Source organism: Variovorax sp. 10N412 (assembly GCF_056394985.1).
This window is the reverse complement of record NZ_JBFTIO010000006.1, coordinates 329,995-346,405: the sequence shown is the minus strand read 5'-3', so window position 1 is coordinate 346,405 and position 16,411 is coordinate 329,995. Positions and strand designations below refer to the sequence as shown.

The window sequence follows — 16,411 nt, the reverse complement described above, 5'->3', positions numbered from 1 at the left end:
GCTCAGTCCTCCCCCAGGTTGGAGCCTTTGATCTTGATCGAGCCGCCGGCCTTGAACGACGCAGTGCCGTCGGCCTTGATGGTGATCTTGGCGCCCTTGATGGTGATGCCACTGGCGTTCATGACGATCTTGCTGCCGCCCGCCTTGAGCATGATGGTGGGCGCCTCGACCATGCAGATGGCGCCCGCCTTGATCTTGATCGGCCCCTTCGATGTTTCGGAGATCACCGCGGCAGAGAGCTTGTGCGGGCCGCCCACGGAGATCGACTGCAGCGCGCCCACGCTCACTTTCTGCACCCCGCCCACGCTCACCATCTGCGCACCGCCGACGCTCACGGTCTGCACGCCGCCCACGTTGATGGCCTCTCCCGCGCCCACGCTGTGCATGCGGCCCGCGCCCACGGTATGCGCCTCGGCCACCGAGATCGTGGTGGTCTGCATCCCATTGACGGTATGGCTGCGCCCGCCGGTCACGGTCACGGTCTCGCCGCCGTTCACGGTCTCGGTGCGATGGCCGGTGATGGTGATGGTCTCGGTGCCGCCCACGGTCTCGCCGCGGTTGGAGCCTATCGAGATGGTCTGGTTGACGCCGACGTGCTGCGTCTGGTTGTTGCCCACGCTCTCCGAGTCGTCCACATCGATGGTGTCGGTGCGGCTGTTGTGCACGGTGGTCGTCTGATTGTTCTCGACCGTGGTGTTCATGTCGTACTGGCCGTGGATGGTCACCTTCTCCTTGCCGGCGGTATCGTCCATCGACAGCTCGTTGTAGCCCTTGCCCTTGTGCGTGTTCGACTTGATGCCGCTCACCACGGCGCCGGCCGGCAGGCCGAAGGGCGCCATCGATTCGCCGTTGTAGAAGCGCCCGACGATGATGGGCTGGTCGGGGTCGCCGTCCAGAAAATCGACGATCACTTCCTGGCCGATGCGCGGGATGCTGATCGCGCCCCAGCTCTTGCCGGCCCAGGGGTGCGACACGCGCACCCAGCACGAGCTGTTCTCGTCGTTCTTGCCGTAGCGGTCCCAGTGGAACTGCACCTTCACGCGGCCGTGCTCCTCGGTCCAGATCTGCTCACCGCTGCGGCCCGTGACGATGGCGCTCTGCGGGCCGGGCATGGTGACACGCGGCGTCAGGCGCGGCGGGCGCCAGGGCGTGTTCAGCGGAATCACCGTGAGCAAGAAACTGCTGCTCGCGCGCTGGCCGGTGCTCAGCGCCGGCGTCTCTGCGATCAGGTCGCCCACCAGTCCGCTCAGGCCGGTGTTGACGGGGTCGTCAGCCAGCGCGTCGTGCAGCACGACGTCGATCGAACGCCGGTTCTCGGGAAAGTTCGCGCCTTCGTACCCGGGGTGGCTCGCGACGAAGGTGCAGGCCGCGATCAGGTAGTCGCCGTCGCGCTTGCCGTCGGGGTCCCCCTTGAACGTGAAGCTGCGCCCGGCCGTCACGTCGGGCCAGCCGGTCAGTGCCCAGTGGCGTTGCCGCCGGCCGACGAGTTCGTCGAGCCGCAGCTGCGCGACGTTGTCGGTGTCGTCGCCCGAGGCATAGCCGCCCGGAAACTCGAACACCTCCAGGTCCGCCAGCTCATGCGTGTCGGGGTCGCCCTTGTCCGCGCGCAACTGCTTGCTGATGACCTTGAAATCACGGTCGCGCGACGCGAACTTGCCCGACTCGAACTGGCGCGAGCTGATCCAACGCGTGATCTCGTTGAAGCGCCCTTCCGATGCGCCGCGCTCGACGTGGTTCAGCGTGTCAGTAACGGGCAGCTTGTCGTGCGCCAGCGTGCTGGTGTCGGACAGGTACAGGGTGCCGGGCGCATCGTGCGCGTCGAACCAGTAGTAGATGCCCTCTTCTTCCAGAAGGCGCGAGAGGAACTGGTAGTCGCTCTCCCGGTATTGCACGCAGTACACGTGCGGCACGTGGGGGCCGACCACGCCACCCGACTTGATCTTCTTGAGGCTGCCGACGGGGCTGTCTTCGAGCACGGCATCGATAACGCCCAGCACCGGCTTGTCCTGCAAGATTCGTGCGTTGACGCGCTTGCTCAACAGCCAGAACCACGAGCGCAGGCTGATGCGGTATTCGGTGAAGCGTCCACTTTGCGCCACGCGCATGAAGCGCATGGCATGCCCCTGGCAGTGCCGCTTGTGGGTGCCGCCGTCGGCATCGGCGAACTCGATCACGACGTCGAAGGAGCGGCCCAGTATGTCCGCGGCATCGATGCTTTCGTTGTCAGTGAGCACGGTGAGTTCGTAGGCCGAGGGGCGCGCCAGCACCTCGTGGCCCACGATGCGCCAGAACATGAGCTTGTCGACTACGGGCGAATCGCCCTGGATGCTGAACTTGTGATCGGCCATGCTTTCCGCCCCTTTTCTTTCGTTCCCCTCCCGAACCGCACCGCCACACCGCCAACGCAGCCGCGCAGCCTACGGCGCCAGCAGCACCACCAGCGGCTGGCTCGGCACGGTGCGCACGCCCGGGCAATTGGTGCTGTTCTGCAGCGACACGCTGGTGAGCCGCGTGGCGGGCATGCCGTTCCACAGCACGGTGAAGGCGCCCGTGAGATGGCGGCTCGGTCCCATCACGGTGCCCGAGGCCACGCCCAGCAGCACGCCGGGGTTGTCGCCGTTGGTCATCGGAATGCTGGTGCCCAGGTTGTGGGCCGGTGCGCCCATCACCAAAATGGTGGGGCAGTTGGGAATGGCCATGGGCCCCATCGCGATGTTGGGGTACGGCACCGGAATGGGCGACGGCGCGGCGGGCGTGATGCAGACATCGGGAAAGCCCATGTCGGTGCCCATCAGCTGGCAGTTGGCGAACATCTCGTCTGCTCCCTGGGTGGGTTGCGGCTTCAGCCGAAGTGGATCTGCGCGCCGCGCGCCTTGATGAGCTCGCGGCCGTTCACCAGCGTGTGCTCGCCTTCGAGCCGCAGCAGCTGCTTCGCCTCGACCTCGACGTGCGTGGCGGCCACGCGGTCGATGCCCTCGGTGGTGCGCAGGTAGTGCCGGCTGAAGTGCTGCACCCGGTCCATCACCGAGGACAGCACCGAGCCCACGAGCTTGATGCCGGTGCCGACCACGCTCAGCTGCCGGCCGACGAGCTCGGCGGTGTCGGCGCTCACGCGCAGCTGCCGGGCATCGATGTCGAGCGCCCCGCCCTCCACGGCGATGCGCAGGTTGCCGGGGCAGCCCACCACGTTGGCCGTGCCTTCCTCGCGCTGCAGCACGGCCATGATCCAGACCTCGTCGGGCGCGATGCGCAGGCAGGCCACGCTGTCGCCGGCGGCCGGTTCGAGCAGGCAGCTGGCCGCGCGCGCGGCCTGCAGGCGCAGCGCGCCGCTGGTGACCACGCTCCGGCCCGCCGCATCGAAGGCCAGGATGCCGACGCACCAGGTGCCGCCGATGGCTTCGGCGGGCTGCCGCCTGCGCCCGCGCGAAGGCGCGGGGGCCCGTGCCGCTGCAGATGTCGCTGTGGTGTCGTTCATGGCCAGTTCCTTCGTTGTGTCTGGATGCGTGCGGATGTCATGCGACCAGCGGCTGCCAGCGTTCGGCCGCCGCCAGCTCGGGGTCGTTCTCGATGGCGTGCGCGCGGTCGGTCATCTGCGCGTCTTCGGTGTTCGCGCCGTGCAGCACGGTGCGCTGCAGCGTGGCGCGGCGCAGGTCGGCGCGGCCGAGGTCGGCATGCCGGAAGTCGGCGTAGGTCAGGTCGGCCCCCGCCAGGTTGGCGCCCTGCAGCTTCGCGCCCGCGAAATGCGTCTGGTAGAGGTCGCAGGCTGCGAAGTTGGCCTGCGGCAGCGCGGCTCCGGTGAACAGCGCCTGCCGCAGCCGCGCGCCGGCAAAGTCCGCGCTCCGGCCGTTGGCCTCGCAGAAGATGGCCGAGGGCGCCACCGCCTTGACGAACTTCGCGCCCGCGAGCGTCGCGCCCTGGAAGTTGCACTGCTGCAGCACCACACCGCTGAAGTCGGCACCGCTCAGGTCGGTGGACGAGAACTGGCAACCGTCGAGCGCCAGGCCCGCGAACGACATGCCCTTCAACGAGGTCTTGAAGAACACGTTGCGCTGCATGCGCGCACCGGCCCACGTGAGGTGGGACAGGTCGCATTCGTTGACGGTGGTGTAGGGCCAGTCGGTGTCGTCCGCGCACACGTCCAGCAGCACCGACTGGGTGAACACCGCCGAGCCGAGCTGCGCGCCGCGCAGGTTGGCGTGCGCCAGCGTGCTCTTGGCCAGCGTGGCCATGGTGAGCACGGCCTGCGCCAGCTGCGCATGCTGCAGGTCGCATTCGGTGAACACCGCGCCGTGCAGGTTGGCCTGGCGCAGGTCGGCATGGTCGAGCAGGCAGCGGTTGAACACCGCGCGGCGCAGGTTGGCGCCGGCGGCGAGCGCACCGCGCAGGTCGCACTGGTCGAACACCGCCTCGCGCAGGTCGGCCCCGCGCAGGTCGGCTTCGGCGAAGCGCACGCGCGAGAACACGCCGCCGCCCAGCGCCAGCCCGGCGAAATGGCCCTGCCCCAGGTCGAGGCCCTCCAGCGTCTCGCCGACGCGCACCGCCAGGGCCAGCAGCGTCGGGGTCATGCGCCCGCCTGTTGTTCGGGGGTCAGGCGCGGCCAGGTGCGTGCGCGCGTCAGCAGCGCGCCGTCGAACTGGGTGTCGCCGTCGAGCCGCACGCGGCTCAGGTCGGCGCCGAAGAGGTTGCTGCGCCGCAGGTCGGCGCCGCGCAGGTCGGCCTTCTGCAGCACCGCGTCGTTGAAGTTCACGCCCGACAGCAGCGCGCCGGCGCAGCGGCTCATGCGCAGCAGCGCGCCCTTGGCGCTGGCCAGCCGCAGGTCGGCGCCGTCCAGCAGCGCCTCGCACAGGTTGGCGCCGTCGAGCACCGCGCGCACCAGCGTCGCGCCGCGCAGGTCTGCGCCGCCGAAGTTGAAGCGCCGCAGGTCGGCGCCGCCCAGGTCCGCGCCGGCCAGGCGGGTGTTCTTCACGGTCACCGCGCCGGCGCACTGCGCCATCCGCAGGTTGGCGCCGGTCAGCGTGCAGGTGACGAAGGTCGCGCCTTCCAGCTTCGCGCCCTGCAGGTCCACGCCGGACAGGTCCGACTCGATGAAGTTGCACACCGACAGGTCGGCCGCGGGCCAGCGCATGCCGCGCAGGTCGAGCTTGTGGAAGGTCTGGCCCGCGAGCAGCGCGCCTTCCCAGTCGGCCTGGCCCCAAGTGGTTTCGAGCAGGTTGGCGCCGGCGAACTGCGCGCGGCGCATCTGCGTGCCGGCCAGTGCACAGCGCATGAGCACGGCCCCGGAGAAGTCGGCGCCGTCGAACACGCCGCCTGCGAGCGCGGCCTTGCCGAGGTTGGCCTTGCAGAACTTCGCGCCGATGGCGATGGCGCCTTCGAGCCTGGCGTGCGCCAACACCGCACCGGTGAAGTCGGCGCCGGAGAGGTTGGCGTTGCGAAAGTCCACGCTCTCCAGCCAGGCGCCTTGAAAGTTGAGCTCGCGCAGGTCGAGGCCCGAGAAGTCGGCTCCGGTGAAGTCGATGCCCGCGAAGAAGCGGATGCCCGCCGCGATGGCGCGCGGCATCTCCTGGCGCAGCGCGGCGGCCTCCGTGGCGGCCATGGCGAAGGCGGGCGGCTGCATGTGCGCGGTTTCCAGGTAGCCCTGGCGGTGCGTGTCTTCCAGCTGCTGCAGCTTGGGCAGCAGCGGCGCCAGGTCGGGTGGGCGCGAGCCCACCGCGGCTTGCGCGCGCAGTTCGGCCAGGTGTCTGTCGGCCTTGTACAGCGGCGGGCCGCGGTGCTTGAGCGCACCCAGGTCGATCTTTTGCTGCGCCGACATGGCATAGGCCTTCTCCAGCGTGGTGACGGCGTCTTCCACGGCGGCCCACTGCTGCGCCTGCATCTCGCTGGCCACCTTGTCGAGGTAGGCCGGCAGGGCGTCACCCTGTGGCACCTCTTCGCGCGGCGGCATGCGAATGCCCAGGGCGTCGGGGTCCTGTCCCATGTCGCGGGCTTTCTGGCGCGCGAGCTCCACATCGACCTGCGCGCGGCGGCGTTGCGCCTCGCCCTGCAGGCCGGCCATGGCGAAGGGCGCCTTGGCGACCTCGACGTCGGGGTCGGCGGTGCTCACGCCCTCGGGCAGCAGGTCGCTGTCGACGATGGCGTACAGCGGCCCGGTCTTCGGGTCGGCGCGCTTGGCCGCGGCGTCGAGATAGTGCCGGTCGGTGCGCACCTGGCCGTTGCGCTCGACCGCGCCCATCAGGCTGAGCACGTCGCTGCCGTCGTCCGTGCCGACCTCGGCCAGCCCCTGGAAGATGGCGATGCAGCGCAGCGCATGCGGAAAGAACCACACGGTGGTCAGGCGCAGCGGCACCTCGCGCACCTTCGGCTCGGCGCCTTCGACCTTGTAGCCGACGAACACGCGCGCGCGCAGGCCGGGCAGGCGCCCCTCGATGCGCGGCATGTCGGGGTGCATGTGGTCGAAGGCGAAGGTCTCGTCGCCGGCCAGCGCGCCGCCCATCCACTGGTCGGCGGGCGCGAGGTTGAAGAAGCGCCAGTCGGTGTCGGGTGCGAAGCCCGGGGCGTGCTGCTTCAGGTAGCCGGCGTCGTAGGTGCCGCGGTGCTGCGCGCGCTGCGGGTGCATGAGGTCGAGCGCACCGAAGCCGGCCGGCGCCACGGCCTGGTCGGGCCGCAGCAGCCGGTCGCCGGGCAACTCGATGTTGGGCAGCCACGTGAGGCCGTCGCGCGCCTCGCGTCCCTTGCCCTGCGGGTTGGGCGCGAAGCCGGGGCCGCCGTAGGCCGCCGGCCAGCCGAGCGGCATGGCGGTGAAGGGCTGCGGCGTGCTGGGCTGCGCGCCGTCCCAGTAGCGGTCGCCGAACACCAGCAGGGTCTTTTCCTGCGTGCCGAAGCGGGCGCGCACGGCGCAGGCGTTCGGCCGGTCCGCAGGCGCAAAGGCCTGGCCGTGCACCAGGAACTCGGGCGTGAGCTTGACCACGCCTTCGTCGATCAGCGGCTGCGCCATTTCCTTCGCCAGGAAGGACCACATCGACTGCTCGGCCCACAGGCAACCGCGCTCGCCCTGCGCGAACGGCAGGTGCAGGTACGCGCTGATGCTGAGCCCGTAGCGCTTGCGGAACTCGATGGGCCGCGTGGAAAGGCCGAGTGCCTGGGGTTTGAGGATCTGCATGGCTGCGTGCCTGTGGATCGCCTGCTACGACGAACTGCCGCTGCCGCCGCTGGCACCGCCGGCGCCACCTGCGCCACCCGCGCCCCCCGCGCTGCCGGCGCTGCTGCCACCCGCACCGCCGCCCGCACCACCGGCACCACCTGCGCCCGCTCCTCCGCTGGCGCCACCGGCCCCCCCGGCACCGCCCGCACCTGCGCCGTCGCTGCTGCCGCTGGCGCCGGCGCCGGCGCTGGCACCGCCCCCCGCGGGCGCGGCCGGCGGTGGTGGCGGTATGGCCGAGCCGTCCGAGTTGATGGACGGCTCCTTGCCCAGCGTCTCCGCCGGCGTGTCGATGCCGAAGGTGGCCATGGCGCCCTCGCCCACGATCATGCCGACCGTGCCGAACAGCGAGTCCGAGCCGAACTGGCCGGCCGCCTGCCGGCCCCGCGTCGCGCCGGCCAGGCTCGCCAGCCGGCCCGCGAGGCCCGGCAGGCCCTGGTCGGCCGCTTCCTGCGCCGCCTCGTCCAGCGCCTTGGCCGCGTCGGCGTACTGCTTCAGCGTCGCGGCAATGTCGGCGTCGGCACCCGCCGCGCCCACCACCGCGCCCAGGATGCCCGCCACGGCGGCCGCGTCGCCGGCGCCCGCGCCCACACCCGGCGTGAAGGTGTGCAGGCCGGCCTGCTGCAGGTCGATGGCGAAGGACTTGATCTCGGGCGCCGCGCCGTTCAGCAGCTTCACGCCCAGCGAGTTCTCGATGGCCACGCCGACGAAGTTGGAGATGGAGATCGCCAGCGCGCTCTCGATGCTCATGCCCATGAAGGTGGAGCGCGCGATGCCCAGGTTGGCCTCGCTGTTCATGCCGATGTAGCCGCTGGTGTTGGGCCCGAGGATGGTGGTGTTCGCCCCGACCGAGGTGGCGTCGATGCTGCCCACGGCCATCATCTCGATGCCGGTGTTGCTCATCATCTTGATCTTGTTGGCCATCAGGCCCAGCGGCCCGGTGGGCACGGTGATGTACTTGGAGCTGGCGCCCGTCACCAGCCAGTCGATGTGGCCGGCCTCGAAGCTCATCTTCGCGGCCTTGTAGGTCAGGTTGCCGCTCACGGTGACGGTCTGGTTGCCGATCACGCTGCGGGTTTCGCCGGCCCGCGAGGTGTCCTTGCGCGCACCGGTCACGTCGGTGGTGTGCGTGCCGGTCACCGTGAGCGTGTCGTTGCTGTCCACGAAGGTGTCGCGGTTGCCCACCACCTGGTTGTTCTGCTTGCCCTTGACGGTGTTCTTCTGGTCGACCACCACCATGTTGGTGTCGTTGCGCGTCACGGTGCTCTTGCGGTCGCGCTCCACATGGTGGGTCTGGTCGCGCTTGACGGTGATGCTCTGGTCGCGGTCCACCGTGGTGCCGTCGTCGCGCTCCACGCTGCGGCTCATGTCGAGCTCGGCGTGGATGTTGATGTTCTCCTCGCCCTTCTTGTCCTCGAACATGATCTCGTTGTAGTTCGCGGGGCCGCCGCCGGGCGTGGAGCGGGTCTTGAAACCGCTCTGCGTGGGCGACTTGTAGGGAATGGGCTGGTCGTCGTTGTAGACGCGGCCCACGATGATGGGGCGGTCGGGGTCGCCGTTGAGGAAGTCGACGATCACCTCCTGCCCGATGCGCGGAATGAAGTACCCGCCCCAGCCCTTGCCGCTCCAGGGTTGCGACACGCGCACCCAGCAGGTGGACTTCTCGTTGCTCTCGTCGTAGCGGTCCCAGTGAAAGTGCACCTTCACGCGGCCGTGGTCGTCCACGTGCAGTTCGTCGCCCTTGGGGCCGACCACGATGGCGGTCTGCGGGCCCGGCATGGTCACGCGCGGCGTGAGGCGCGGCGCGCGGAACAGGCGCTCCGCCGGCATCACGGTGAGCAGGAAGATGCTGGCGCCCGTCTGTGCGGCGGCCAGCGCGGGGGTGGCGGCCATCAGCTCCTGGAGCACGGGCAGCGTGTCGGCGTTGACGGCGTCGTCTTGCAGCACGTCGGCCAGCGCGTCGTGCACGGACCGCGCCGCGGCCTTGGCGGCGCTCACGCCTTCGTAGCCGCGGTGGCTGGCCACGAAGGTGCATGCCGCGATGACGTAGTCGCCGTTGCGCGTGCCGTCGGGGTCGCCCTCGAACTTGAAGCCGCGCCCGGCGGCAACGTCGGGCCACGGCGTCACGGCCCAGTGGCGGTCGCGCCGCGCATTGAGTTCGTCGCCGCGCAGCTTGGCGCGGGTTTCGGCGTCGTCGCCCGTGAAGTAGCCGCCGGGAAACTCGAACACTTCGAGGTTGGCCAGTTCGTGGTCGTCGGAGGAATCGATGTCGGCGCCGAGCTTCTTCTTGATGGCCTTGAAGTCGCTGTCGCGCGAGGCATGCTTGCCGGTGTCGAACTGGCGCGCGCTCACCCAGCGCGAGATTTCGTTGAAGCGCGGCTCGGCGGCGTTGGCGGCCATGTGGCGCAGGGTGTCGGCCACGGGCAGCTTGTCGTGCGCGAGGTCGCTGGCGTCCGACAGGTGCATGGTGCCGGGCGCGTCGTGCGCGTCGAACCAGTAGTAGATGCCCTCGTCCTCGAGCAGGCGCGACAGGAACTGGTAGTCGCTTTCCTGGTGCTGCACGCAGTACCGCCGCGGGTTGTGCGTGCCGATGACGTTGTCGGCCTTGGTTTTCTTGAAGCGCTTGATGGGGCTGTCTTCGAACACGGCGTCGAGCACTTCGAGAATCTTCTTGTCCTGCAGGATGCGGGAGTTGGCGCGCTTGGTGAGCAGCCAGAACCAGGAGCGCAGGGTGATTCGGTATTCGCAGTGCCGGCCCATGTGGCCCGCTCGCACGAAGCGCACGGCGTGGCCCTGGCAGTGCCGCTCGTGCGTGCCGCCGTCTTCGTCCTTGAATACGATGACGACGTCGAAGGCATGGCCGAGGATGTCCTTGGCGTCGAGCGCCTTGTTCTTCGACAGCACCGTGAGCTCGTAGGCCGACGGACGCGCCAGCGCCTCGTGGCCCACGATGCGCCAGAACATGAGGTCGTCCTTGGCGGGGGAATCGCTGTCTATGCGGAACTCGTTGTCGGCCATTGTTTTCTCTTTTGCTGTCTTTCTTTGGCGCTGCTGTTCAGGGCGTGTGCACAGGCCGCCGGGTACTCCCCTCCGCGAATGTCCCCCGGGCTTCGCCCTCCTCCTTTATTTCGCTGCGGGGAGCACCCGACGCCCTGTGCACACCGAGCGCGGCCGTCGTGCAGCTCGACCAACGACCGCTGCGAACAACGCTCACGCCGATCGGGTGCCTTGCGCAGCGAAATAAAGGAGGAGGGGCGCAGCCCCGGGGGACATTCGCGGAGCAAGGCACCCCGTCGGCGTGAGTGCGCCCCGAATGAACCCTGCAGCGACACAACGAAAAGCAGCTGTTCATTTCAGTCGAAGGCGTAAGTGAAGTCCGCGTCCTTCACATCGAGCGCAACACGGCGAATTTCCCCACCGGAAGCCAGCCGCTGCAGGTACTCGACCGAGATCGTCGGCAACACCGTGTTGGTAAGGATCGCGTCGATCACGCGCCCGCCCGACTCCGGGTCCTGGCACCGCGCCACCACCTGGTCCACCACCGCCTCGCTGTAGTCGAAGGGCACGCCATGGTTGGCTTCCACGCGCTTCTTGATGCGGCCCAGCTGCAGCCGCACGATCTTTTTCATCATGTCCGGCGACAACGGGTAATAGGGAATGGTGACGATGCGGCCCAGCAGCGCGGGCGGGAACACCTTCATCAACGGCGCCTTCAGCGCATCGGCCAGCGCGTTCGAATCGGGCAGCAGTTCGGGGTCGCGGCACATGCTCATCACCAGCTCGCTGCCCGCGTTGGTGGTGAGCAGGATGATCGTGTTCTTGAAATCGATCATGCGGCCCTCGCCGTCTTCCATCCAGCCCTTGTCGAACACCTGGAAGAAGATCTCGTGCACGTCCGGGTGGGCCTTCTCGACCTCGTCGAGCAGCACCACGCTGTACGGCCGGCGGCGTACCGCCTCGGTCAGGATGCCGCCCTCACCGTAGCCCACGTAGCCCGGGGGCGCGCCCTTGAGCGTGGAGACCGTGTGCGCCTCCTGGAACTCGCTCATGTTGATGGTGATGATGTTCTGCTCGCCGCCATACAGCGCCTCGGCCAGCGCCAGCGCCGTCTCGGTCTTGCCCACGCCCGAAGTGCCGCACAGCATGAACACGCCGATGGGTTTCTGCGGGTTGTCCAGGCGCGCGCGCGAGGTCTGGATGCGGCGCGCGATCATCTCCAGGCCGTGCTTCTGGCCGATCACGCGCTGGTTGAGCGTGTCGGCGAGCTTCAGCACCGCCTCCACTTCGTTCTTGACCATGCGGCCGACCGGAATGCCGGTCCAGTCGGCGACCACGGAGGCCACGGCCTGCTCGTCGACCGAAGGCAGGATGAGCGGGCTTTCTCCCTGCACCGCCTGGATCTTGGCCTGCAGCTCGTGCAGTTCGGCCAGCAGCGCGGCGCGGTTCTCGCTCCCTCCCCCTCCAGGGGAGGGTTGGGGTGGGGGCAGCGGCGCATCAATGGCCGACGATGATGTCGAGGCCGTCGAGCCCCCACCCCCGCCCTCCCCCGGGGGGGGAGGGAGTGAAGAAGCATCCACCGGCTTGTTCCCCGCCCGCAGTTTGGCACGCAGTTCAAGCAGCCGATCCACCAGCCCCTTCTCTTCCTTCCACCGCGCATTCAGCGCATCGAGCTGCACCTTCGATTCCGCCCGCAGCGCACTCACCTGCGCCGCACGCTTGGTCACGTCGATGCCGATGGCCTCCTCGCGGCCGATGATTTCCTGCTCGACCGTGAGCCCCTCGATGCGGCGCATGCAGTCTTCCACTTCGGGCGGCGTGGCGTGCTGGCTCACGGCCACGCGCGCGCAGGCCGTGTCGAGCAGGCTCACCGCCTTGTCGGGCAACTGCCGCGCGGGAATGTAGCGGTGGCTGAGCTTCACCGCGGCCTCGATGGCCTCGTCGAGCAGCTGCACGCGGTGGTGCTTCTCCAGCACGCTGGCCACGCCACGCAGCATCAATATCGCCTTCACCTCGTCGGGCTCGGGCACCTGCACCACCTGGAAGCGGCGGGTGAGCGCCGGGTCTTTCTCGATGTACTTCTTGTACTCGGCCCACGTCGTCGCGCCGATGGTGCGCAGGTTGCCGCGCGCCAGCGCGGGCTTCAGCAGGTTGGCTGCATCGCCGGTGCCGGCCGCGCCGCCCGCGCCCACCAGCGTGTGGATCTCGTCGATGAAAAGGATGATGGGCGTGGGCGAGCTCTGCACCTCGTCGATCACCTGGCGCAGGCGCTGCTCGAACTCGCCCTTCATGCTCGCGCCGGCCTGCAGCAGGCCGATGTCCAGCGTGAGCAGCTTCACGTCCTTCAGCTGCGGCGGCACGTCGCCGCGCGCCAGGCGCTGCGCAAAGCCTTCCACCACCGCCGTCTTGCCGACGCCGGCCTCGCCGGTCAGCAGCGGGTTGTTCTGGCGGCGACGCATGAGGATGTCGACGATCTGGCGGATCTCTTCGTCGCGCCCGGTCACCGGGTCCATCTCGCCCTTCTTGGCTTTTTCCGTGAGGTCGACGGCAAATTTCTTCAGCGCGTCGCCCTTGCCCATGGCGGCCGGCGCCATCGCGCCCGAGTCTTCGCCGGGGGCGCCTTGCCCCAAGCCGGTGCCGTCCTGCGCGCGCATCTGCGATTCGGGCGACGCATCGCAGATCCTGGCGAAGTTGTCGGCCAGGTCTTCGGCCTTGACCTTCTCGAACTGCTTCGACAGGTTGAACAGCGGGTTGCGCAGGCTCTGCGTCTTCAGCATGCCCACCAGGATGTAGCCGGTGCGCACCTGCGCCTCGCCGAACTGCAGGGTGGCGTAGGTCCACGCGCGCTCGATGGCGTTCTCGATGTGCGGCGAAAAGTCGCTGATGGCGGTGGCGCCGCGCGGCAGGCGGTCGAGCGCGGCGGTCAGGTCTTTCGCGACGACCGACACGTCCAGGCCGTAGTGCTGGATCACGCGGTGCAGGTCGGAGTCCTGCGCCTGCAGCAGCTGGGCGAACCAGTGCTCCAGCTCCACGTAGGGATTGCCCCGCATCTTGCAGAACACCGTGGCGCCTTCGATGGCCTTGTAGGCCAGCGAATTGAGTTTTCCGAACAGGGCGGTGCGGCTGATTTCACTCATGGAGGACTCCGTATCTCTTCTGGACGAATGAAGCTGGGTGGTTTGAAAGACGTACTGAAAGGCCGGGCCGCATCAACGCGCGCCCACCGGTTGACTGCCGATGCGCACGTCGGCCGCATCGCGGCTGCGCGCCCGCTCGCCGAGCCACGAGACCCAGCCCAGGCGCGGTGCATTGCCCTTGGCACTGCCCAGGCGCGTGGGCGGCACCTGGGCCTTTTCGAGCGCGAGCTCGGCGTCCCATTCGAGCTCGTCGCCCAGCAGCTGCTGCATCCAGCGCTGCAGCACGGGCCGCGCATCGCCTGTCGGCAGGAACATGCGGTACTGCGCGATCGTGAGCGGTCCCAGGTGCAGCCGCACGCGGTGCTGGCGGTCCCATGCGCGCGTGCCCAGCATCGCGCCCATGCCCATCGAGCGCGAGCTCTCGCCCTGGCCGAGCCGCGTGAGCTCTTCGGTGGGCAGGCGCATCCAGTGGCCGACCCAGCGCTCCAGCGTCACGGGCACGCCGAAGTAGCTGCACAGCACGCGCTCCACGCTCTCCACGTTGTGCACGCGGCGCGCGAGCCAGCCTGAAAAATGCAGGCGCGCGTCGTCATGGATCTCGTCGCGCTGCGTGCGCCCCGGCGTGCCGATGCCCACCAGCGCGCCCACCTGCAGGCGAAAGCGGTCTTCGCCCGGCCGGTCCAGCGCCACGGCCGGGCGCGACTGCGCCCAGGCACGGTAGAAGTGCAGCGAGAAGCGGTGCGAGAAGCTGTCCAGAAAGGCCAGCCAGGTCGGGTCGCCGTGGTTCAGGCTGCGCTCGCGGATGAAGTCGCTCAGGTGCACCGGCAGCGGACCGTTCGGGCCGATGTAGCCGAAGAACTGCTGGCGCAGGCGCGGCGGCGAATGCGCGGTGGCGGGCTCGAAGCGGCTGAAGCTGGCGGGCGCGAACGACAGCGACGGCTCCTGCCCCACGCGCACCGGCTCGGCGCCGGGCAGCAGCGCGCGGCCCCAGCGCGGCGTGGTGCCGGCCACCGACTCCAGCCGGCGCATCACCGCGAAATAGTCGCAGGCCCACGGCTCGGCCGACCACGCGCGCAGCGCCGCGTCGACCCGGGTGCGTACCGACTCCCCCGGGCTCGCCGCTTCGCGGACGTCGCCTCCCTCCTCGCGGGCGAGGGGGCGAGCGCCTTCGGGCGGCCGGGCGGCGCTCACAGGATCTGCCGCGTCCCGCACAACGGCCTCCAACGCATGGTCTCGCCCCGGCCCGCCACGCGCAGCACGGTCTCGACGAAATGGTTCACCTCGACATGGCGCGACAGAAAGCGCGCGAGCACGGCGCCGAACAGGAACGCGCTGTGGCCGTGGAAGGCGTCCTTGTCGACCTCGAGCGTCACTTCGAGCCCGCGGCCGAAGGCGATCGGCCCTTTCAGCGGCAGCCGACGCGCCACCGGCCTGCTCTTCACCGACAGCAGGCCGCGCACCTGGCCCTGGCGCATCTCGTCCGCATGCACCGCGTAGAGCATCAGCGTCTCGCGCAGCGCGGCGGCGCCCTGCTCGGGCGTGCTGTCGGACAGCGACAGGTAGTTGAGCGCGAGGTGGTCGACCACGCGCCATCCGAGGCCCTGGCTCACCACCGGCGACACCGGCCGCGACGGCCCGCGCACCATGCGCACGCGCTGCACGGGGAAGGAATCGACGCAGTCGAAGTCGTTCTCGCGGCCCAGCGGCATCAACAGCGGCAGGTCGCGGTTGGTGCACAGCGCGCTCACCGCCAATTGGCGCAGCGTGGCCGCATACGGCGCCTGCTGCGGATCGACGATCTGCATGTAGACCTCGGAGCCGATATGGCTGCTGCGATGGCCCTCGGTGCGCTGGCGGACCGAGAGCATGCGCGGCTCGCGCGTGGTGGTGAAGTAGGCCGGGTGGCTGGTGCGGCTGCCGTGGAAGGCCGAATAGAAGGGCCGGAACGCCTGCTCCGCCGCGGTGGCGTCGGCGCCGGGCGCGCCGTGGCCGATGACCTCGGTGACGGTGTGCACCTCGAAGTCCTGCGGGCGCGTGCGGTCGGGCACCAGGTGGAACTGGCTCACGCCCTCGGTCAGGGGCACGCGGTCGAGCCGCTTGGTGAACAGGTTGATGGCCGGCACGCAGTGCAGCTGCACGTTGTCGGCGCTCACCAGCTTTTCGAGTGCCGCGTCGCCGCGCGAGAACAGCAGCACGAGTTCGACCTCGGTCACCGGCATGGCCGCGAGCAGCGCCTTCAGGCCGCCGATGCGCACGAACTGGAAGCGCTGCGGAAAGGCGAAGTACTCCTGCAGCAGCCGAAAGCCCGAGAAGCCGGTGGCGGTCGCGGGCAGCAGGGCCTCGTCTTCCTCGAAGCCGACCGCGCCGATGGCGCTGGCCGGCAGGCTCCGCGCGGTGCCTTGCAATGCGCCGCCGGGCGCGAGCGGCCGCACCAACACGCCGACGGGCTGGCCCAGCGCGCATTCGTGCAGCTGCCAGGCCACGTCTTCGGCGCCGCTGAAGTGCAGCACCAGGTCGTCGAGCGCGATCTGGCTGAAGTTCAGGCCCGCCGTGGCGCGCAGCGCGATGCGCAGGCCGCCGCGAATGGCGCGCGACTGCGGGTGCACGTTCAGCGGCAGGTCGGGCGCGTAGGTGAAGTACTGCGCGCGCTGGATCTCGATGGGCCAGATGCGCAGCGCACTCGCGGTGCGGAACTCGCAGTGCGTGTTCTGCCCCACGGCCTGCCGCGCGCGCAGGCCGCTGCCGCGCGGCAGCGTGGGACCGGTCGCGAGGTTGGCATCGTCGGGGTCGGCCACGAACGACGCGACCACCATCGCCGGCGTGGGCGCGAGGAAGTGCGGATAGACGATGTCCAGCAGGTGGCCCGTGAAGCGCGGGTACTCGGCGTCCAGCTTCAGGCCCACGCGCGCCGACAGGAACGCGGTGGCCTCGATGAGCCGCTCCACATACGGGTCGGCCACTTCCTGGCCTTCGATGCCCAGGCGGTGCGCGATCTTCGGGAACGCGCGCGCGAACTCGGCGGAGCTTTCGCGGAAGTAGCGCAGTTCCTGCTCGTACAGGCTCAGCAGCCGAGGGTCCATGT

The 16,411-nt window shown here is 69.5% G+C and carries 9 protein-coding genes; all 9 read right to left on the bottom strand.

The features are described from left to right. Window positions 1-2: 2 nt before the first annotated feature. The 9 genes from AC1DJH_RS17375 to tssF all read right to left on the bottom strand — a co-directional run bounded on the left by AC1DJH_RS17375 (window position 3) and on the right by tssF (window position 16,409). The gene (locus AC1DJH_RS17375) at window positions 3-2,348 is read right to left on the bottom strand and encodes a type VI secretion system Vgr family protein (protein ID WP_478186519.1); all 2,346 of its coding nucleotides are present in this window, start codon (window positions 2,346-2,348) and stop codon (window positions 3-5) included. 69 nt (window positions 2,349-2,417) lie between these two features. After that, a complete protein-coding gene (locus AC1DJH_RS17370) occupies window positions 2,418-2,813 on the bottom strand; it encodes a DUF4150 domain-containing protein (protein ID WP_435437781.1) in 396 nt (131 codons plus the stop codon). Window positions 2,814-2,842: 29 nt separating this feature from the next. Further along, window positions 2,843-3,475 carry a DUF3540 domain-containing protein gene (locus AC1DJH_RS17365; RefSeq protein WP_472126682.1) on the bottom strand — a complete coding sequence of 211 codons (633 nt, stop codon included), beginning with the start codon at window positions 3,473-3,475 and terminating at the stop codon, window positions 2,843-2,845. Window positions 3,476-3,512: 37 nt separating this feature from the next. Then, a complete protein-coding gene (locus tag AC1DJH_RS17360) occupies window positions 3,513-4,565 on the bottom strand; it encodes a pentapeptide repeat-containing protein (RefSeq protein ID WP_478186518.1) in 1,053 nt (350 codons plus the stop codon). After that, entirely contained in the window at window positions 4,562-7,156 is a 2,595-nt protein-coding gene (locus tag AC1DJH_RS17355; protein WP_478186517.1) for a DUF2169 domain-containing protein, read from the bottom strand. Before AC1DJH_RS17355 ends, AC1DJH_RS17360 begins: the two co-directional genes overlap by 4 nt. 24 nt (window positions 7,157-7,180) lie before the next feature. After that, the gene (locus tag AC1DJH_RS17350) at window positions 7,181-10,213 is read right to left on the bottom strand and encodes a type VI secretion system Vgr family protein (protein ID WP_478186516.1); all 3,033 of its coding nucleotides are present in this window, start codon (window positions 10,211-10,213) and stop codon (window positions 7,181-7,183) included. Between the two features lie 335 nt (window positions 10,214-10,548). Beyond that, a complete protein-coding gene (gene tssH, locus AC1DJH_RS17345) occupies window positions 10,549-13,329 on the bottom strand; it encodes a type VI secretion system ATPase TssH (protein WP_478186515.1) in 2,781 nt (926 codons plus the stop codon). Between the two features lie 72 nt (window positions 13,330-13,401). Next, window positions 13,402-14,520 (bottom strand): type VI secretion system baseplate subunit TssG, encoded by a 1,119-nt coding sequence (gene tssG, locus AC1DJH_RS17340; RefSeq protein WP_478186514.1) that lies wholly within the window; start codon window positions 14,518-14,520, stop codon window positions 13,402-13,404. After that, window positions 14,517-16,409 carry a type VI secretion system baseplate subunit TssF gene (tssF, locus tag AC1DJH_RS17335; protein ID WP_478186513.1) on the bottom strand — a complete coding sequence of 631 codons (1,893 nt, stop codon included), beginning with the start codon at window positions 16,407-16,409 and terminating at the stop codon, window positions 14,517-14,519. The genes tssG and tssF overlap by 4 nt, the downstream gene beginning before the upstream one ends. Window positions 16,410-16,411 lie beyond the last annotated feature (2 nt).